We start from the raw sequence: 18,435 nt of genomic DNA on the forward strand, positions 1-18,435 counted from the left end.
GGACGGCAACCTGTGGATCAGCGGTCGGGGTGCTCCGCGTACCAGGCGGCGACGCGGCGGAAGCCCTCGTCGAGCTCGACCTGCGGGGCCCACTGCAGCACCCGCTGCGTCTCGCGCTGGTCGAACCAGTGGGCGGTGCCCAGCTGCTCGGCCAGGAAGCTCGTCAGGGGCGGCTCCTCTGCCCCGAGGGGGTGCCCGGCGGCGCGCAGGCCCTTCCAGACGGCCTCCACGGCGTGCCCGGCGGCGCTGGCCGCGCGGGTGGGGATCCGCCGGGTGGGCACCGGGGCGCCTCCGGCGACGGCCATCTTGGCCAGCAGCTCGCCCACGGTGCGGGGCTGGGCGCTGGAGATGACGAAGGCGCGCCCGTGCGCGTCGTCGTCACCGGCGTGGTCGAGGGCGGCGACGACGGCGGCGGCGGCGTCGTCCATGTACGTGGTGTCGATGAGGGCGGTCCCGTCGCCGATGACCACCATGCGGCCCACGCGGGCGCGCTCGACCACGCGGCCGACCAGCTGGGTGTCCCCGGGGCCCCACACGACGTGCGGGCGCACGGCCACGACGGCGAAGCCGGGGGCGTCGGCGGCCAGGGCGAGCAGCTCGGCCGCCGCCTTCGTGCGCGCGTACGGGCCGCGTGCGTGCTCGGGGTCGGCGGTACCGGCGCCCTCGCCCACCAGCGAGGTGCCCACGTGCGCGACCGACGGCGAGGAGACCTGGACGTAGCGAGCGGCCCCGGCCTCGCGGGCGCCGGCCAGCAGCGCGCGGGTGCCCTCGACGTTGACGGCCCGGTACTCCTCCTCCGGCCCGGTCAGCGCCACCTTGGCGGCGAGGTGCACCACGGCGTCGACGCCCTCGCAGGCCCGGCGCAGCGCGGCCGGGTCGGACATGTCGCCCTGCACGTCGCGGGCGCCGGCGACGCCGCTGGGGCGCCGCTGGAAGGTGATGACCTCGTCACCGCGGGCGACCAGCGCCGCCGCGGTGGTGGAGCCCAGGAGCCCGCTGGCTCCGGTGACCAGGACCTTCACCAGCCAGTCCTCTCCGCGCGGACCTCTCCGCGCAGCACCTGGTCGGCCCAGGCGGCGACCTTCGTCCTGTCGATCTTCGAGCGGTGCCGCACGTCGGTGGGCAGCTCGTCGACGACGAGCACCGCGGCGACCGGAACGGGCGTGCCCGCTGCGGCGCGCACGGCGTCGAGCAGCTCCAGGGGGGCCGGCCCGGCGGGGACCGCGGCCCCCTCGGACTCGACGACGACGACCGGCTGCTGGGTGCCCACGGGCCCGACGCCGACGACGGCGGCGCGGAGCACCCCGGCGAGGGCCTCGGTGCGCTGCTCGGGCCCCACCGGGGTCACCGGACCGGCGCTCGTGGTGATGACGTGGGCCAGGCGGCCCTCGACCCACACGCGCCCCGCGGCGTCGAGGTGGCCGACGTCACCGGTGCGGTGCCAGCCCGCCTCGCCCTCGGCCCCGGGGGTGTCGCGGACGCTCTCGCGCTGGACGTCCCAGAGCTGGTCGTAGTGGTCCTTCATGAGCGGCGACCGCACGACGATCTCGCCGGTGGGCGCCTCGGCGCCCTCGACCAGCGGGCCCGTGGCCCGCCCCGAGGCGTCCAGGGCCGACGTGGCCACCCGGGTCCCGGGCAGCGGGGAGCCGACCAGCACGCCCTCGCCGGAGCCGGCGGCCTGCCGCTCGGTGAGGTTGGTCTGCGCGACCAGCAGGCCCTCGGTCATGCCGTAGGGGGTGCGGCACTCGGCCCGGGGGAGCACGTCGCCGGCCTCGGCCAGCAGCTCGGTGCTCACCGGTGCCCCGGCGGACAGCAGCAGGCGGACCCTCGCCAGGGCCGCACCGCCCGCGGGGTCGACCTCGCCGGCGGTGGCGACCACCCGGCGCAGCGCGGCGGGGGAGGCGAAGACCACGGGGGGCGCGGCGTCGTCGTCGGGCGCGACGGCCGCCACCGCGCGGGCCAGGGCCGCGGCGGTGAGGGTGTCCGGCTTGGTGACGTCGGTCTCGGGGACCGAGCAGGTCGCCCCCAGCAGCGGGGCGAGGATGGCGAACGGCGCGAAGGCCGCCACGAGGGACCCGCCCGGGCCGAGGCCGCACGTCTCGGCGGCGGCGTCGCGCAGCGCCTGGAGGGTGGCGTGGGTGTGGACGACGCCCTTGGCCGGGCCGGTCGACCCGGAGGTGAAGAGCACCGCGCCCTGGTCCGAGGCCGACGGCTCCGGCAGCGGCACGTGGCCGGGCGCGGTGCGCCGGGCGCGTCCGCGGGCCTCGAGGTCGGCCAGGAGGTCGACGTCGCCGAGGGCGCGGCGGCGGGCTCCTGCGCTCGGTCCGGCGAGCACCCGGCGCCCGGGCCAGCCCAGCACCCGCGCGGCGAGCAGCGCCCGCTCGATGCCGATGACGACGGCGGGGTCGGCGCTGGAGACGGCGCGGGTGAGGCCCTTGACGCCCAGGCCGGCGTCGGCGACGACCACCACGGCGCCCAGGCGCAGGCACGCGCTGAACAGCGCGGACAGGTCCGGGCCGGGGGGCACGAGCAGCGCGACGCGGTCGCCGCGGCGCACGCCGCTGGCAGCCAGGCCCTCGGCGAGGTCGTCGACGCGGGTGGCCAGCTCGCGCCACGTCAGCACCTCCGCGGGTGCGCCGACCCTCAACTGGGCGACGGCGACGGCGTCGTCCTGCGCGCGCTCGCGCAGGGCCGACCACAGCGGTGCGCGCTCGGTCTCACCAGCGGGCCCCGGGGTCGGCGCGGAGGCGGAGGCGCCGAGGCGCTCGAGCCAGCGCACGACGGTGCCCGCGACGCCGCGCTCGGCGTCGACGTCCTCGACCAGCAGGTGGCCGGTGCCCTCGAAGAGCTGGACGTCGCCATGGGGGAGGCGGGTGCGCAGGTCGTGCAGGTAGCGCTGGCGGAAGACCGGGTCTCCCGGGCCCCAGACCAGGAGCGAGGGGACGCGGTCGGCACCGATGGCCGACAGGCCCGCGGCCACCTCGTCGAGGGCGGGGGCGCTCGGGTGGCCGGGGGTGACGGGGATGTCGGCGACGAAGGCCCCCACGCCCACGCGGCGCGAGGCGCAGCGGTAGGGCGCGAGGTAGGCGTCGGCCACGCCCGGCCGCAGGGGGCGGCGGGCGGTGCCCATCGTCGCCCGCATGAAGGCGTCGGTGGTGGTGGTGGCCGCGGTGTGCAGGCCCCTGGTGGTGAACGGCACCAGGATCGCCGGCAGGGACGCGCCCTCGGGCTGGTGCACCGCGGTGTTGAGCAGCACCACGCCGGCCAGGGCCCCGCGGTGGCGACCGGCCCAGCCGGAGGAGACGACGCCGCCCCAGTCGTGGCCGATGGTCACGACGGGGACGCCGCCGTCGTCGACCGGGGTGGTGGCGATGCCGAGGTGGTCGGTCAGGCGGCCGAGGTCGTCGATGCGCCGCTCCAGGCGGCGGCGGGTGCCGGTGCGCTCGGAGAAGCCCATGTCGAGCTGGTCGAGCGCCACGAGGCGCCACCCGGCGGCCGCGGCGGGCAGCAGCAGGGAGCGCCACAGGTACGACCAGGTGGGGTTGCCGTGCACGGCCAGCAGCACGCCGACCGGCTCGGCACCGGTGGCCTCGCGGACCGCGTCCGCGCCGTCGAGCAGGTGGACCGTGCGCTGGGTGCCGTCGGCGTCCGTGAACGCCACCAGGCGCGACCAGGCCGGGTCCAGGCCGGGCAGGCCGGCCGGGGGGAGCGCCGCGGGGGCGCGGGTCACCAGTCGATCTCGCAGAAGGCGGAGTTGAGGCCGGAGCCCACCCCGAGGCACAGCACCCGGTCACCCGGCTCGAGCGACGCGGCCTCCCGGGCCAGGGTCATGGGCAGGGACGCCGGACCCACGTTGCCGAGCACGGGGTAGCTCTCGGGGACCTTCGACCACGGCACGCCGGTCCGCTCGACCAGGGCGCGCATGTGGATCTTGGAGACCTGGTGGAACACGTAGCGGGAGACGCCCTCGCTCCAGCCCCACTCCGGGTCGGCGGCGTCGAACGCCTCGCCGACCAGGGCGACCCCGTGCTCGAGGAGCCCGCGGCCGTCGGCCTTCATCTGCTCCGCGCTGGCCACGCAGAGCCCGTGGTGGGAGCTGCCGGAGCGCCCCACGCCGCCGCGGATGCGGTGGCCCTCGGGGTGCTCGTCGGCGCGGCCCAGGACGGCCGCCACCGCGCCCGACCCGAGGGTCAGGGAGGCGAACTCGTCGAGGTACTCCTGGCGGGTCACCGGCTCGTTGGCCAGGCGCTCCAGGGTCCGGTCGAACATCGGGGAGATGTCCTCGGCGCCCACGACGACGGCGTAGCGCACCTGCCCGGAGTCGATCATCGCCGAGGCGGTCTGCAGCCCGTTGATGAAGCCGAGGCAGGCGTTGGTGATGTCGAAGTTGATCGCGGACGTCGGCAGGCCCATCGACTCGTGCACCACGGCGGAGACCGCGGGCTCGAGGTGGTAGCGCGTCACCGACGTGTTGATGAGCATCCCGACGTCGGAGGCGTCGATGCCGGCCTCCGACAGCGCCTTGGACCCGGCCATCGCCGCGGCCTCGCCGCAGCTGACGTCGTCGGGGGTAGAGGCGCCGCTCGCGGATGCCGGTGACCCGCTCGAGCAGGCCGGGGCGGATGCCGAGCCGCTTCATCGTCCCGGCGAGGCGCTCGTCGAGCTCGTCGGAGGTGACGACGATCGGCGCCTCGATCGCGTTGATGGAGAGCAGGGCCGTGTTGGCCGACCGCCAGCTCGTGTTGCCGTTCACGCACACCTCGTTCCAGGGCTCAGGAGACCTGAGGTTAACGGGAACCGCTGGGTGCCGCCTGCGGCGCAGGTCGGACGGCGGATCCGCCCCCCGGCCCTAGGCCCGGCGGCGGCCCGGCGGCGACCCGGCGGCGGGTCAGCGCAGGCCGGTCCGGGCGACCCCCTCCACGAAGTAGCGCTGGAACAGCGCGAAGACGAGGAGCATCGGCAGGATCGACAGCAGCGACATGGCCATGAGCGAGCCGTAGTCGTTGCCGAACTGCTGCTGCAGGAAGCGCAGGCCCAGCGGCAGCGTGAAGGCGTCGGGGTCCGGCAGCACGATGAGCGGCCAGATGAACTCGTTCCACCGCCACATGAACGTGAAGATCACCAGGACGGCGACCAGCGGCTTGCTCAGCGGCAGCACGATGGACACGAAGGTCCGCAGGGCCCCTGCGCCGTCGACGCGGGCGGCCTCCAGCAGCTCGTCGGGCACGGCGTCCATGAACTGCCGCGCCAGGAACAGCCCGAAGGCCTCCGCGAGGCGCGGCAGCACCACACCGGTGGGGGTGTTGACCAGGCCGAGGTCCACCACGAGGTTGAACTGGGCGACCATCACCACCTGCACCGGCACCATGAGCGTGCCGACGATCGCCAGGAACAGGACGTTCTTGAGCGGGAAGTCGAGCTTGGCGAAGGCGTAGCCCGCCGCCAGGTTGATGACCACCGTCAGCGCCACCGAGATGACGGCGATGGTCAGGGAGTTGGCGGCCCAGCGCAGGAACGGGAACTGCTCCAGGGGACGGGTGAAGTTCTCCCACCGCAGCTCGGTCGGGTAGACGGCCGCGTCCGGCCGGGTCAGCGCCCCGGGGCTCGACAGCGCCGTCACCGCCATCCAGTACAGCGGGAAGATGACGACGGCCGCGAGCAGGACGGCGGTGGTGAGGCGCCAGCCGGTCACCCGGCGCTCGGCGCCCCGGCGCGACGGGGTCGCCCGGGCGGGGTCGACCCGTCCCGACCCGACCGCACCACCCGTCCCGGTGCTCGGCCTCGCACTGGTGCTGGTCACGCGACCTCCCGGCGCCGGCCGACGCGCCACTGGAACAGCGTCAGCACCATGACGATGACGAACAGGACGACGCCGAGCGCTGCCGCGTAGCCCTGGCGGCGCTGCTGGAACCCGGTGTCGTAGGCGTAGTTGACCAGGAAGGTCGTGGCGTTCGCCGGACCGCCGCCGGTCATGATCACCACGATGTCGAACACCTGGAACGACGTGATGACCATGTACACGAGGATGAAGAAGGTCGTCGGCCCCAGCAGGGGCCAGGTGATGGAGCGGAGGACGCGCCACCGGCCGGCGCCGTCGAGCGCCGCGGCCTCGTACACCTCTCCGGAGATGCCCTGGAGCCCGGCGAGGTAGACCACCATGGCGAAGCCCAGGCTGGTCCACACCTGCACCGCGATGACGGAGGCGAGCGCCGCGGGCCCGGAGGTCTGCCACCCCACCTCGGGCAGGCCCACCCCGCTGAGCAGCCGGTTGGCGATGCCGAAGTTCTCGTTGAAGATCCAGCGGGCGATGATGCCGGCGGAGACGGCCGAGATGACGACCGGCACGTAGAACAGGGCCCTCAGCAGGCCGCGACCGGGCAGGGCCCGGTTGAGCAGCAGCGCGAGCCCCAGCCCGCCGAAGACGCTCAGCGGGACGCTGACGGCGGTGAAGACGCCGGTGTTCGCCAGGGACCGCCAGAACAGCGGGTCGCCGAAGATCTGGGTGAAGTTGTCGACGCCCTGGAACCTCGGGTCACCGAACCCGGTGTACCGGGTGAGGCTGTAGTACGCCGTCATCACCAGCGGCGTGAACATGAAGACCGCGAAGACCGCCAGCGCGGGCGCCGCCAGGCCCAGGCCGGCGAGGGCCTCCCCCCGCCGGCGCGAGCGCCGCCCCGGCCGCTGCGTCCGCGGTGGCTGCTCCAGCGCCGCGGCGCCGACGACGGCCACGGCTCAGGCCTGCTGCTGCTCGAGGGCCTGCTCGATGGCCATCTGCAGGCCCTGGAGCGTCTCGTCGACCCCGGCGCCGCTGGCGAAGGCGCTCTCGAGGCCCTGCTGCAGCGCCTGGTTGACCTGCGTGAACACCGGTGAGGTGCTGGCGGTGACCAGCGACTCGGGGATGGTGGTGGCCTGCTCCACGAAGACGGGCATGAGGTCGGGGCGCACCGCGTAGGTCAGGTCGGTGACGTCGGTGCGCGTGGGCAGCACCGTCGTCGCCTCGCAGAAGCTCTTCATGTTCTGCGCGTCGGCGAGGAAGACCGCGAACTTCGCGGCCGCCTCGGCGTTCGGCCCGTTGGTGACGACGACGGCGTTGCCGCCCAGGTCGGTCGCGGCCGCGACGTCGCGGGGCAGGTAGGTGGCGCCCCAGTCGAAGCTCGTGGCGCTGGTCACCAGCGACGGCAGGTTGAAGTCGCCGGTGGCGATCGAGAGGGGCGAGCCGGCGGGGAAGGCCTCGTCGGGGTAGTTGCCCGCCTGGACCAGGAACGTGGGGTCGTGCAGGCCCGAGGTGTAGAGGCCCTGGGTCCAGGCCAGCGCCTTCTGGCCGGCGTCGGAGGCGATGGTGACCTGGCTGAGGTCGTCGTCGAAGACGGAGCCCCCGGCCTGGGCGAGGAACGACAGCCACCGGTAGGCGCCGGCCGCCTGCCAGTTCATGGCCACGGGGTAGGCGCCGCCGTTGGCGCCCTTGACCTCGGTGAGGACCTGCTCGAGCTCCTCCCAGGTCCACGCCGCGTCGAGCGTGGTCGGCACCTGGATCCCCGCGGCGGCGAAGGCCGGGGCGTTGTAGACCATCGCGCTGCAGTCGGTGTGGTGGGGCACGCCGACGGGGGTGCCGTCCGCGCCCTGCACCGCGGCCCACAGGGCGGGGGTGAAGGCGTCGGCGTAGCCGTCGGGCAGGGCCGAGGAGATGTCGGCCAGGACGCCCTCGAGGGAGGTGTAGCGGCCGAGGTCGATGTAGGAGACGCGGAACAGGTCCGGCGGGTCGTTGGCCTGGATCCGCGAGTCCACCGAGGGCAGCACGTCGGCGTAGGGCAGCTGGTTCAGGGTGACGGTGATGCCCTCCTGCTGCTGGAAGGCGTCGGCGACGGCCTTGAAGGCCGCCAGCTCCTCGTCACCGCCCCAGAGCGTGAAGGTGAGCGCGCCGTCCTCGCCGCTGCCGCCGCCCCCCGAGCTGCTGCTGCAGCCGGCGAGCGCACCGGCGCCGACGGCGCCCGCGCCGACGGCGCCGAGGAACTGGCGGCGGGACCAGGGGGAGCGGGTGGGGAGCACGGCGACCTCCGGGGGCGCGACGGTGCACCCCGGGCGGCGGTGCTCGACCTTGCTACCTCCGCGCCGGGCCTGCGGCAACAGCAGGGCCGTACCTCGTGCGGGGAGGAGACGAGGGTCACTCCGGGAGCGCCCGGCTCGCGCCGAGGGCCGCCCCGGGGACGACGGAGGCCCGGTCACCGTGGTGACCGGGCCTCTCGCTCGCGGTGCGCGAGGGGGGAGTTGAACCCCCACGCCCTTTCGGGCACACGGACCTGAACCGTGCGCGTCTGCCTATTCCGCCACTCGCGCGAGCAGAGGAAAACCTAGCACGGGCCCGCCCGCGGCCCCGTCGCCCCCCGGTCCGCGCACTGCGCCGTCCGGGTCGCCAGCGGCTGGGCCGTCCGTGTCGCCGCGCGGGAGCCGCGAGACCCCGCGGTCACCAGCCGTCACCGATACGATCGGAGGCCGCCGCCGGGATCCGTGGGAGCCGATCGGTGCGGGGCACCGGGTCCCACCGGTGCGACGACCGACACCGACAGCCCCGGACGACGACGGGGGAGGAGGAGCCGTGGGAGTGCTCGACCGCTTCGAGCGCCGCGTGGAGAGCGTGGTCAACGGCGTCTTCGCCAAGGCGTTCAAGAGCGAGGTCCAGCCCGTCGAGCTCGCCAGCGCCCTGCGCCGCGAGGTCGACACGACGTCCGCCGTCGTGGGCCCCGGGCGCACGCTCGTGCCCAACGCCTTCACGATCGACCTCGGCCCGTCCGACCACGAGCGCCTCTCCTCCTGGGAGGACGCCCTCGCCGACGAGCTGACCACCGCCGTCACCGAGCACGCCCGCGCCCAGCGGTACTCCTTCTCCGGTCCGGTGAGCGTCCGCCTCCAGCGCGACGACGAGCTCGCCACCGGCGTCTTCCGCGTCCGCAGCGCCCGGGTGCGGGGCGGCATCGCCCCGGCGAGCTCGGCGGTCGCCACGCCCGCCCACCCGGTGCTCGAGGTCGACGGCCGCAGCTACCAGCTCACGGCCGAGCGCACCGTCATCGGCCGTGGCAGCGAGTGCGACGTGGTCGTCGACGACCCGGGCACCTCCCGGCGCCACCTCGAGGTCGTGCGCAGCGAGGGCCGCACCACAGCCCACGACCTGGGCTCGACCAACGGCACCACCGTCGACGGCCGCCGCCTCGACGCGGCCGGCGGGCGCACCGCGGTGCTGCACGACGGCAGCCGCATCCAGCTCGGCTCGACCACGGTCGTCTTCCTGTCGGGCTCCGGCGCCGACGAGGACGGGGACGGGGACGACTGGTGAGCCAGCTCACCGTCACCGCCCTGCAGCTGGGCCTGCTGGTGCTGCTGTGGCTCTTCGTGCTCGGGGTGGTGGGCGTGCTCCGCCGCGACCTGTTCGGCGCCCGGCCCGCCGCCCCCGCGGCCTCCAGCGCACCCCCGAGGGCTGAGCCCCAGGACCAGGCCGCACCGCGCCCGGCCCGGCCCCGCCCCGCGGCTCCGCCGGCTCCCGAGCCCGCCCCCCGCCCCGCCGACCAGCGCCCGCGCGCCCTGGTGGTCGTGGAGGGCCCGCTGGCCGGCACCCGCCTGCCCCTCGACGACTCCCCCGTGCTCCTCGGCCGCGCCCAGGACTGCACCCTCGTGCTCGGCGACGACTACGCCTCGGGCCACCACGCGCGCCTCCTGCCCGCGCCCGGCTCGGCGAGCGGCTGGGCCCTGGAGGACCTCGGCTCCACGAACGGCACGTCGGTGGGCCGCGGCAGCGCGACCTCCAAGGTCAGCGGGTCCGTGCCCGTCGGGGTCGGCAGCGTCGTGAAGATCGGCCGCACCACCCTGGAGCTCCGCGCGTGACCCTCTCCCTGCACGCCGCGGCGCGCTCCGACGTCGGCCTGGTCCGGGCCAGCAACCAGGACTCCGGCTACGCCGGCGTCCGGTTCCTCGTCGTCGCCGACGGCATGGGCGGGCACGCCGGGGGCGACGTCGCCTCCGCCGTCGCCGTCGCCGAGCTCATCGGCCTGGACGACGAGGCGCACGGCGAGCAGGCCCCCCAGCGCCTGGCCGCCGCGGTGGCCCGCGCGCAGCAGGCGCTGCTCGACCGCGTCGCCGTCGAGCCGGCGCTGGCGGGGATGGGCACCACGGTGACCGCGATCCTGCGCGCGGGCGACCGGCTGGTCCTGGCGCACCTGGGTGACTCGCGCGCCTACCTCCTGCACGAGGGCCGCCTCGTGCAGGTGACGCGCGACCACACCTTCGTGCAGCGCCTGGTCGACGAGGGCCGCATCACCGCCGAGGAGGCGGAGCACCACCCGCAGCGCAACGTCATCCTGCGGGTGCTGGGCGACGTCCAGTCCTCCCCCGAGCCCGACCTGTCCGTCCGCGACGCCGAGGCCGGCGACCGCTGGCTCCTGTGCTCCGACGGGCTGCCGCGGGTGGTGTCCGACGAGACCATCGAGCGCACCCTGCTCGAGCTCGACGACGTCGGCGACTGCGCCGACCGCCTCGTCCAGCTCGCGCTGCGGGCCGGCGCACCCGACAACGTCACCTGCATCGTGGCCGACGTCCTGGACGCCGACGCCGCGCACGCCGGGTCCGGCGAGGACGCCGCCGCGGCCCGCGCCTCGGACGGCTCGGGCAAGCGCCAGGTGGTGGGCGCCGCCGGCGGCGGCAGCCCCCACGCCGACCGCGGGGTGCGCGTGCCCACGAGCCCGGCCCTGCGCGCCGCGGTGCTGGGCCGCTCCCCCGCGGCGGCGCCGGTGCCCACCGCGACGGCCGTCTCCGACGAGGTCCACGACGACCCCGCCGCCGGTGGCGAGCCCTCGGCACCCGGCCCCCGCACCGGCGAGCACGACGACGACCCCGACGAGGGCTCGGCTGACGGCGCGGGCGCCCACCCGCCGCCGGGCCGCCCGACGCGGGGGCGGTGGGGGCTCAGGCTCCTGGTCTTCGTCCTGGTCGCCGTCGTCCTCGGCGGCGGCGCCCTGGCCGGGTCGGCGTGGCTGGGGCGCCAGTACTTCGTCGCCGACGACGGCGGCCAGGTGGCCGTCTACCGGGGCCTGTCGCAGGACCTCGGCCCCGTGAGCCTCTCGACCCTGGTCGAGCGCAGCGACGTCTCCGTCGCGCAGCTGCCCGAGGTGTGGCGCTCGAGGGTGGCCCAGACCATCCCCGCCGACGACCTCTCCGGCGCCCAGGCCGTGGTCTCCGAGCTGCGCTCGGAGGTCCGTCCGGACGCGTCCGGCACCAGCACCTCCGCGACCACCGCCCCCGCGACCACGGACGCGACCACGCAGGCGCCCACCGACGCGCCGACCACCGAGCCCGCCCCGGCGCAGTCCGCGGAGACCGCACCGTGAGCAGCCCCGCCGCCGCGCCCCAGGCGCCCGCCGCCGCGCCCCGGCCCCCCCGCTCGCGCCGCTGGCTCGAGCTCGGGCTGTCCGCGGTCGCCGTGGGCGTGGCCATGATGGCGTACGGCCTGGTCGGGGTGGCCACCGACGGCTCCTGGCCCGCCGGGATCCTCGGCTACGGCGCCGGCCTGGGGGCCCTGGTGCTGGTGCTGCACGTCGCGGTGCGCTGGCGCGCCCCCTGGGCCGACCCGCTGCTCGTGCCCGTCGCGACCCTGCTCAACGGGCTGGGCCTGGCGCTGATCCACCGCCTCGACGTCGCGCGCGACGGGTCCTTCGCCGAGCGCCAGCTCATGTGGTCGGCCATCGGCATCCTGGCGGCCACCGCGCTGCTCGTGGTGCTGCGCGACCACCGCCTGCTGCGCCGCTACACGTTCACCGCGATGGTCGTCGGCCTGGTGCTGCTCGTGCTGCCGCTCGTCCCCTTCCTCGGGGTGAACATCAACGGCGCCCAGATCTGGATCCGCGTCGGGCCCATCGGCTTCCAGCCCGGCGAGCTCGCCAAGATCGTGCTGACCGTCTTCTTCGCCGGCTACCTGGTGACCGCCCGCGACACGCTCTCGCTCGTGGGCCCGAAGGTGCTCGGCCTGCAGCTGCCGCGCCCCCGCGACCTGGGCCCGCTCGTCGTGGCCTGGCTCGCGAGCCTCGGCGTCCTGGTGCTCGAGCGCGACCTCGGCACCTCGCTGCTCTTCTTCGGCCTGTTCGTGGCGATGCTCTACGTGGCCACCCAGCGCGTCAGCTGGATCGCCATCGGCCTGACCCTCTTCGTGGGCGGAGCGGTGCTCGCCTGGAGCCTGTTCAGCCACGTGCAGGCGCGCGTCACCGCGTGGCTCGACCCGTTCGACGCCGAGGTCTACGCCCAGTCCCCCGGAGGCAGCTTCCAGCTGGTGCAGGGCCTGTTCGGCTTCGCGAACGGCGGCCTGCTGGGCACCGGCATCGGCCAGGGCCGACCGCAGACCGTGCCGTACGCCGAGAGCGACTTCATCCTCGCCACCCTCGGCGAGGAGATGGGCCTCACGGGCCTCCTCGCCGTCCTGCTGCTCTACCTGGTGCTGGTCGAGCGCGGTCTGCGCACCGGCGTCGCCGTGCGCGACGGCTTCGGCAAGCTCCTGGCGGGCGGGCTCGCCTTCGCCATCGCGCTGCAGTGCTTCGTGGTGGCCGGCGGCGTGCTGCGCGTCATCCCCCTGACCGGTCTGACCATGCCGTTCCTCGCCTACGGCGGGTCGAGCCTCGTGGCCAACTGGATGATCGTGGCGCTGCTGCTGCGCGTCTCCGACGCCGCCCGCCGCCCCGCGCCCGAGGTCCCCGCCGAGTCCTCCCCGGTGCTCCCCTCGGAGCAGGACGCCTCCGCGACCCAGGTGGTGCGCCTGTGAACGCTCCCCTGCGCCGCCTCGCGGTGGTGGTCACGGCCATGTTCACCGCGCTGATGCTCGCCGGCACGTGGGTGCAGTTCGTCGACGCCGGGCGCCTGCGCGACGACCCCCGCAACACCCGGACCCTCTACGAGGAGCTGGGCCGCCAGCGCGGCGCTATCACGACGGCCGACGGCACCGTGATCGCCCAGTCGGACCCGGTCGACGACCAGTACCGCTACCAGCGGGTCTACCCCGAGGGCCCGCTGTACGCGGCGGTCACGGGCACCTACTCGGTCACCTCCGGCCCCACCGGGCTGGAGGCCGCGGAGGACGACTACCTCTCGGGCAGCTCCGACCGCCTCTTCTTCCGCAAGATCTCCGACCTCGTCACCGGCCAGGAGCCCGGCGGGGCCGTGGTCGAGACGACGATCCGCGACGAGGTGCAGAAGGCCGCGCAGGAGGGGCTGGACGGCCAGGAGGGCGCCGTCGTCGCCCTCGACCCCAGCACGGGTGACGTGCTGGCGATGTACTCCTCGCCCGACTGGGACCCCAACCTCCTCGCCTCCCACACGCGCTCCGAAGCTGCCGCGGCCGCCGCCGAGCTGGACGACGCCGAGGGCGCCCCCCTGGTGAGCAAGGCGACCTCGCAGAGCTACCCGCCCGGCTCGACCTTCAAGCTGGTCACCACGGCCGCCGCGCTCGAGAGCGGCGACTACACCGCCGACAGCCTCCTGGACGGCCCCGCGACGCTGACGCTCCCGCAGACCACGGCGACGCTGTCGAACGACGACGGCCGCGCCTGCGGCACGGACGGGCACACGACGCTGGCCGACGCGCTGCGCGTGTCCTGCAACACGGCCTACGCGAACCTCGGCATGGCCCTGGGGCAGGACGCCCTGCGCGAGCAGGCCGAGGCCTTCGGGTTCGACAAGGCCCTCGACATCCCGACGCGGGTGGCGGCCAGCCGCTTCCCCGCCGACCTCAACGAGCCGCAGCTGGCCCAGTCGAGCATCGGGCAGTACAGCGTGCAGGCAACGCCCATGCAGATGGCGATGGTCGCCGCGGGGATCGCGAACGGTGGAGTGGTGATGCAGCCGAACCTGGTGAGCACGGTGCGGGGGCGCGACCTGCAGGTCCTCGACGCGCCACGCCCGACCGAGGTGGGCCGCGCCGTGTCCCGGCAGACCGCGAGCACGCTGACCTCCATGATGGAGGGCGTGGTGGAGTCCGGGACCGGTCGCGCGGCGCAGATCGACGGCGTCGCGGTGGCCGGCAAGACCGGCACCGCCCAGAACGGCGAGAGCGCCCCGCACGCGTGGTTCACCGCCTTCGCCCCCGCCGACGCGCCCCGGGTGGCCGTCGCGGTGTTCGTGGAGAACGGCGGCAGGGCCGGTGACGAGGCCTCCGGCGGCCGCGTCGCCGCACCGATCGCGAAGTCCGTCATGCAGGCCGCGCTGGCCGCGACCGAGGGGAGCGCCGGCTGATGCGCGTCGACGCCGGCACCGTGCTGGGCAACCGCTACCAGCTGACCGTCCCGATCGCCTCGGGCGGCATGGGCGAGGTCTGGGAGGCCCACGACGAGCTGCTCGGGCGCACCGTGGCCGTCAAGGTGCTCCGCAGCGAGCTCGCGACCGACCACGGGTTCCTCGCGCGGTTCCGCACCGAGGCCCGCAACAGCGCCCGCCTGGCGCACCCGTCGATCGCGGCGACCTACGACTACGGCGAGTCCGACGGCAGCGCCTGGCTCGTCATGGAGCTGGTGCCGGGGGAGCCCCTGAGCGACCTGCTCGCCACGCAGCACTCGGTGGAGCCGCGCCGCGCCATGCAGATCATCGCCTCGGCGGCCTCTGGGCTGGCGGCGGCGCACGAGGCCGGGATCGTCCACCGCGACGTCAAGCCCGGCAACCTCCTGGTGACGCCGACGGGCGGGGTCAAGGTCACCGACTTCGGCATCGCCCGCGCGGCGGCCGAGGCCCCGCTGACGGCCACCGGCCAGGTGATGGGCACCGCCGCGTACCTCTCCCCCGAGCAGGCGACCGGACGGCGCGACCTGACGCCCGCCGTCGACGTGTACGCCCTCGGGGTCGTGGCCCACGAGATGCTCGCGGGCCAGCGGCCCTTCACGGGCGAGTCGCAGGTGGCGATCGCGCTGGCGCAGGTCAACGACCCGCCGCCCCCGCTGCCGGCCTCGGTGCCGCGGGGCGCCCGCGCCCTGGTCGACGCCTGCCTCGCCAAGGACCCGCACGCGCGGCCGCGCGACGCCGCGGTCGTGGCCCACGTCGCGTCGCTCGTGGCCGAGGGCGACGACTCCCGCGCCGAGCAGGTGCTGCGGGCGGGCCTCGGCACCGCCGGCGCGGCTGCCGCCGGGGCCACGGTGGCGATGCCCTCCGGCGTGCCCACCACCGACGCCACCCGCGTGGTGCCGCCCTTCGGGGCCGCTGCGGCGCGCTCGGAGGACACCGTGCCGTGGCCGGAGCCGGCCGCGTCGCCCACGCGCCGCTCCGCACAGGCCGCGGCGGCCTACGGCGCCGGCAGCCAGCTCGGGCACGACGGCTACGGCGACCAGAACGGCCGCGCCGCGAGCGACCCGGAGCCGACCGGCCAGCGCCGCGGACGCAGCCGCATGACGGTGCCGCTCATCGGGCTCCTGGCGGTCCTCCTGGTGGTGCTCGTGGCGCTGGTCGCCGGCGCCCTCGGCCAGGCCGACGACCCCGTCGAGCCCCCGACGCAGCTGAGCAGCGCCACGGAGCAGGCGCCGTCGGCGTCCACCGGGGCCACCACCACCGTGCCGCGGGAGTCCGAGTCCGCCTCGACCCCCTCGGCCACCACGCCGAGCGCCACCGAGACCACCCCCGCGGACACGGAGACCACGCCCACGGACCCGAGCAGCGCCCCGTCGGCGACCGCTGACGACTCCGCCTCCTCGGCAGCGCCGAGCAGCCCCGCGGCCACCTCGGCGGCCCCCACCACCCCGGCGGCCGGTGCTGCCGGAGCCGCCGGTGCGGCAGCCGGGGCGGGCGGAGCGTGAACGAGACCCCCCGCGTGCTCGCCGACCGCTACGAGGTCGGCGAGCTGCTGGGGCGCGGCGGCATGGCGGAGGTCCACGCCGGGCGCGACCAGCGCCTCGGCCGCCGCGTGGCCATCAAGCTGCTGCGCTCCGACATGGCGCGCGACCCGGTCTTCCAGGCCCGGTTCCGCCGCGAGGCGCAGTCGGCGGCGGGGCTGAACCACCCCGCGATCGTCGCGGTGTACGACACCGGCGAGGACGTCCGCACCGAGGCCGGCGGCGCGCAGGTGCGCGCCCCGTACATCGTCATGGAGTACGTCGAGGGCCAGACGGTCCGCGAGCTGCTCGACGCCGCCGGTGGCGGCGGGCTGGGCACCCAGCAGGCGGTCGAGATCACCGCGGGCATCCTCACGGCGCTGAGGGCCGCCCACGAGGCCGGCATCGTCCACCGCGACGTGAAGCCCGCGAACGTCATGGTGACGCCGTCCGGGGCGGTGAAGGTCATGGACTTCGGCATCGCGCGAGCGGTCGCCGACTCCTCCGCGACGATGACGCAGACCTCCGCCGTCATCGGCACCGCCCAGTACCTCTCCCCCGAGCAGGCGCGCGGCGAGGTCGTCGACGCCCGCACCGACCTGTACTCGACCGGCTGCACCCTCTACGAGGTGCTGACGGGCCGTCCGCCGTTCATCGGCGACTCCCCCGTGGCCGTCGCCTACCAGCACGTGGGCGAGCTCCCGCAGCCCCCGAGCGCCCACAACCGCGCCGTCGACGACGAGCTCGACCGCGTCGTCCTGAAGGCGCTGGCCAAGGCCCGCGACGACCGCTACGACGACGCCCAGCAGTTCCTGGACGACCTGCTCGCCGCCGAGGCGGGTCAGCCCGTCCTCGCGCCCGCCGTCGCGGTGGCGACCGCCGCGGCGACCGCCCACCTGCCCACGACCACCGAGGCGACCCGCGCGGTGGCCGCCGGCGGCTTCGTCAGCCGCAGGAACCGCGGCCAGGTCACCGGGGCGACGACGGCGGTGCCGGTCCCCGGCACGGGTCCGCTGCCGGTGCAGCCCGAGCCCCGGCGTGCCAACCGCGGCGTGGTCGCGCTCCTCGTGACGCTGCTGGTCGTCGTGCTGGGCCTCGGCGCCTGGCTGGCGTACCGCGCGGTCCAGGAGTCGAACCTGGTCACCGTCCCGCAGGTCGTCAACCTCTCCGAGAGCGACGCCACCAACGCGCTCCGGAACCAGGGCCTGGTCCCCGGGACGTCGGTGCAGAGGGCCGACGCCGCAGCTGCCGGCACCGTCATCGACTCCGACCCCGATGAGGGGCAGAGGGTCGAGCCGCAGTCGACCATTGTCCTCACCGTCTCCACCGGGCCCTCGGCGGTCCCCGTACCCGACCTCGCCGGGCGCACCGAGAGCCAGGCCCGCCAGGACCTGCTGGCCGTGGGGCTGGAGGAGGGCAGGGTGACGCAGCAGAACTCGACGCTGCCCCAGAACACGGTCATCTCCAGCAACCCCGACAAGGACGCGTCCGTCGCCCCCGGGACGAAGGTCGACCTGGTCATCGCGTCCGGGAGCGTCGACCTGCCCGACCTCGCCGGGCAGACCCAGGAGGAGGCCCAGGCCGCCCTGACGGAGCTCCGCCTCAGCGCCGCCTACACCGTGGAGCCGAGCGAGGCTCCGGTCGGTCAGGTCCTGCGCCAGAGCCCGGGTGCCGGCAGCGTGGCGATCGGCGGCATCGTGCAGGTGGTCGTCTCCGGCGGCCCGACGGCCACGCCGTCCCCGACCGACGCACCGTCGCAGTCCCCGACCGCAGACCCGTCGGACGAGCCGTCGGAGGAGCCCAGCCAGTCGCCCACGGCGTCCCCGAGCGCCTCGGCGTCGGCCACGCCGACGTCGGGCACCACGCTGCAGCCGGGCGCCGACCCGACGGCCAGCGCCGCCGCCCGCGTCCGGCCGACGCAGGCCTCGACGAGCCCTACGGGACCCGTCAGCGCCTGACGAGCGGGGCCATCCCGGCGGAGCGCTCCACCGCGCCGTCGTCGCCGCAGGCGGTGAGCCAGTTGGCGAGGAGCCGGTGGCCGCCCTGGGTGAGGACCGACTCGGGGTGGAACTGCACGCCGTGGAGGGGCAGCTCGCGGTGCTGCAGGGCCATCACCACACCGCCCGCGGTGCGCCCCGTGACCTCGAGCTCGTCGGGCACGGTGGAGGCCACCACGGCCAGCGAGTGGTACCGCGTGGCGGTGAAGGGCTCCGGCAGTCCGCGGAGCACGCCGCCGCCCTCGTGGACGACGTCGCTGGTCTTGCCGTGCAGCAGCTCCTCGGCGTGGGTGACCGTGGCGCCGAAGACCTCGCCGAGGGCCTGGTGGCCCAGGCAGACGCCCAGCATCGGCGTGGCGGTGTCGGCGCAGGCCCGCACCAGGGCGGGGCTCGCCCCGGCCTGCGAGGGCGCTCCCGGGCCCGGGGAGAGGAGCACGCCGTCGACCCCGCGGACGACGGCGTCGAGCCCGCCCTCGGCGAGCGAGGGGTCGTCGTTGCGGACGACGCGGCAGTGGGCTCCCAGCTGCTCGAGGTAGCCGACGATGGTCCAGACGAAGCTGTCGTAGTTGTCGACGACCAGCACCTCGGGGCCCTGCGACTCGCTCATGCACCCATCGTCG

General features: G+C 75.6%; 14 protein-coding genes and 1 tRNA gene. 7 read left to right on the forward strand and 8 right to left on the reverse strand.

The window, feature by feature from the left end:
* Positions 1–17: 17 nt before the first annotated feature.
* The 7 genes from F1641_RS16620 to F1641_RS16650 all read right to left on the reverse strand — a co-directional run bounded on the left by F1641_RS16620 (position 18) and on the right by F1641_RS16650 (position 8,334).
* Positions 18–1,022: an NAD-dependent epimerase/dehydratase family protein gene (locus F1641_RS16620; protein WP_194907405.1), complete on the reverse strand. Its 1,005-nt coding sequence runs from the start codon at positions 1,020–1,022 to the stop codon at positions 18–20.
* Positions 1,019–3,730, reverse strand: coding sequence for an alpha/beta fold hydrolase (locus F1641_RS16625; RefSeq protein WP_206691331.1), 2,712 nt, complete (start codon positions 3,728–3,730; stop codon positions 1,019–1,021). Before F1641_RS16625 ends, F1641_RS16620 begins: the two co-directional genes overlap by 4 nt.
* Positions 3,727–4,536, reverse strand: coding sequence for a 3-oxoacyl-ACP synthase III (locus tag F1641_RS16630; protein WP_206691332.1), 810 nt, complete (start codon positions 4,534–4,536; stop codon positions 3,727–3,729). Before F1641_RS16630 ends, F1641_RS16625 begins: the two co-directional genes overlap by 4 nt.
* Before the next feature lie 352 nt (positions 4,537–4,888).
* Positions 4,889–5,800: a carbohydrate ABC transporter permease gene (locus F1641_RS16635; RefSeq protein ID WP_206691333.1), complete on the reverse strand. Its 912-nt coding sequence runs from the start codon at positions 5,798–5,800 to the stop codon at positions 4,889–4,891.
* The gene (locus tag F1641_RS16640; RefSeq protein WP_206691334.1) at positions 5,797–6,729 is read right to left on the reverse strand and encodes a carbohydrate ABC transporter permease; all 933 of its coding nucleotides are present in this window, start codon (positions 6,727–6,729) and stop codon (positions 5,797–5,799) included. Before F1641_RS16640 ends, F1641_RS16635 begins: the two co-directional genes overlap by 4 nt.
* A gap of 3 nt (positions 6,730–6,732) precedes the next feature.
* The gene (locus F1641_RS16645; protein ID WP_194907619.1) at positions 6,733–8,046 is read right to left on the reverse strand and encodes a sugar ABC transporter substrate-binding protein; all 1,314 of its coding nucleotides are present in this window, start codon (positions 8,044–8,046) and stop codon (positions 6,733–6,735) included.
* A gap of 204 nt (positions 8,047–8,250) precedes the next feature.
* Positions 8,251–8,334: transfer RNA gene (locus tag F1641_RS16650), tRNA-Leu, on the reverse strand.
* Between the two features lie 259 nt (positions 8,335–8,593).
* Here F1641_RS16650 and F1641_RS16655 point away from each other — a divergent pair.
* From F1641_RS16655 to pknB, 7 genes are read left to right on the forward strand one after another with little or no spacing between them, the layout of a single operon-like run.
* Positions 8,594–9,328 carry a DUF3662 and FHA domain-containing protein gene (locus tag F1641_RS16655; RefSeq protein WP_194907407.1) on the forward strand — a complete coding sequence of 245 codons (735 nt, stop codon included), beginning with the start codon at positions 8,594–8,596 and terminating at the stop codon, positions 9,326–9,328.
* Positions 9,325–9,873: an FHA domain-containing protein gene (locus F1641_RS16660; RefSeq protein ID WP_194907408.1), complete on the forward strand. Its 549-nt coding sequence runs from the start codon at positions 9,325–9,327 to the stop codon at positions 9,871–9,873. Before F1641_RS16655 ends, F1641_RS16660 begins: the two co-directional genes overlap by 4 nt.
* Complete coding sequence (locus F1641_RS20180) at positions 9,870–11,372, forward strand: PP2C family serine/threonine-protein phosphatase (RefSeq protein ID WP_206691335.1); 1,503 nt, start codon at positions 9,870–9,872, stop codon at positions 11,370–11,372. Before F1641_RS16660 ends, F1641_RS20180 begins: the two co-directional genes overlap by 4 nt.
* A complete protein-coding gene (locus F1641_RS16670; RefSeq protein ID WP_309225665.1) occupies positions 11,369–12,793 on the forward strand; it encodes an FtsW/RodA/SpoVE family cell cycle protein in 1,425 nt (474 codons plus the stop codon). The genes F1641_RS20180 and F1641_RS16670 overlap by 4 nt, the downstream gene beginning before the upstream one ends.
* The gene (locus F1641_RS16675; RefSeq protein WP_194907409.1) at positions 12,790–14,259 is read left to right on the forward strand and encodes a penicillin-binding protein 2; all 1,470 of its coding nucleotides are present in this window, start codon (positions 12,790–12,792) and stop codon (positions 14,257–14,259) included. Before F1641_RS16670 ends, F1641_RS16675 begins: the two co-directional genes overlap by 4 nt.
* Positions 14,259–15,803: a serine/threonine-protein kinase gene (locus tag F1641_RS20185; protein WP_206691336.1), complete on the forward strand. Its 1,545-nt coding sequence runs from the start codon at positions 14,259–14,261 to the stop codon at positions 15,801–15,803. Before F1641_RS16675 ends, F1641_RS20185 begins: the two co-directional genes overlap by 1 nt.
* On the forward strand, positions 15,800–17,776 hold the full coding sequence (gene pknB, locus F1641_RS16685; RefSeq protein ID WP_194907410.1) for a Stk1 family PASTA domain-containing Ser/Thr kinase: 1,977 nt from the start codon (positions 15,800–15,802) through the stop codon (positions 17,774–17,776). Before F1641_RS20185 ends, pknB begins: the two co-directional genes overlap by 4 nt.
* On the opposite strand, the gene F1641_RS16690 is transcribed toward pknB, so the two are convergent.
* Positions 17,766–18,422 (reverse strand): aminodeoxychorismate/anthranilate synthase component II, encoded by a 657-nt coding sequence (locus F1641_RS16690; protein ID WP_194907411.1) that lies wholly within the window; start codon positions 18,420–18,422, stop codon positions 17,766–17,768. The two genes, pknB and F1641_RS16690, sit on opposite strands and share 11 nt — an antisense overlap.
* Positions 18,423–18,435 lie beyond the last annotated feature (13 nt).

Origin of the sequence: Quadrisphaera sp. INWT6, from assembly GCF_015390235.1 — a bacterium.
Classification (GTDB): domain Bacteria; phylum Actinomycetota; class Actinomycetes; order Actinomycetales; family Quadrisphaeraceae; genus Quadrisphaera.

Excerpts from the sequence above, each read along its gene's own strand:
- F1641_RS16690 (WP_194907411.1), bottom strand. The coding sequence starts at position 18,422 with ATGAGCGAGTCGCAGGGCCCCGAGGTGCTGGTCGTCGACAACTACGAC.
- F1641_RS20185 (WP_206691336.1), top strand. The coding sequence starts at position 14,259 with ATGCGCGTCGACGCCGGCACCGTGCTGGGCAACCGCTACCAGCTGACC.
- F1641_RS16630 (WP_206691332.1), bottom strand. The coding sequence starts at position 4,536 with ATGGCCGGGTCCAAGGCGCTGTCGGAGGCCGGCATCGACGCCTCCGAC.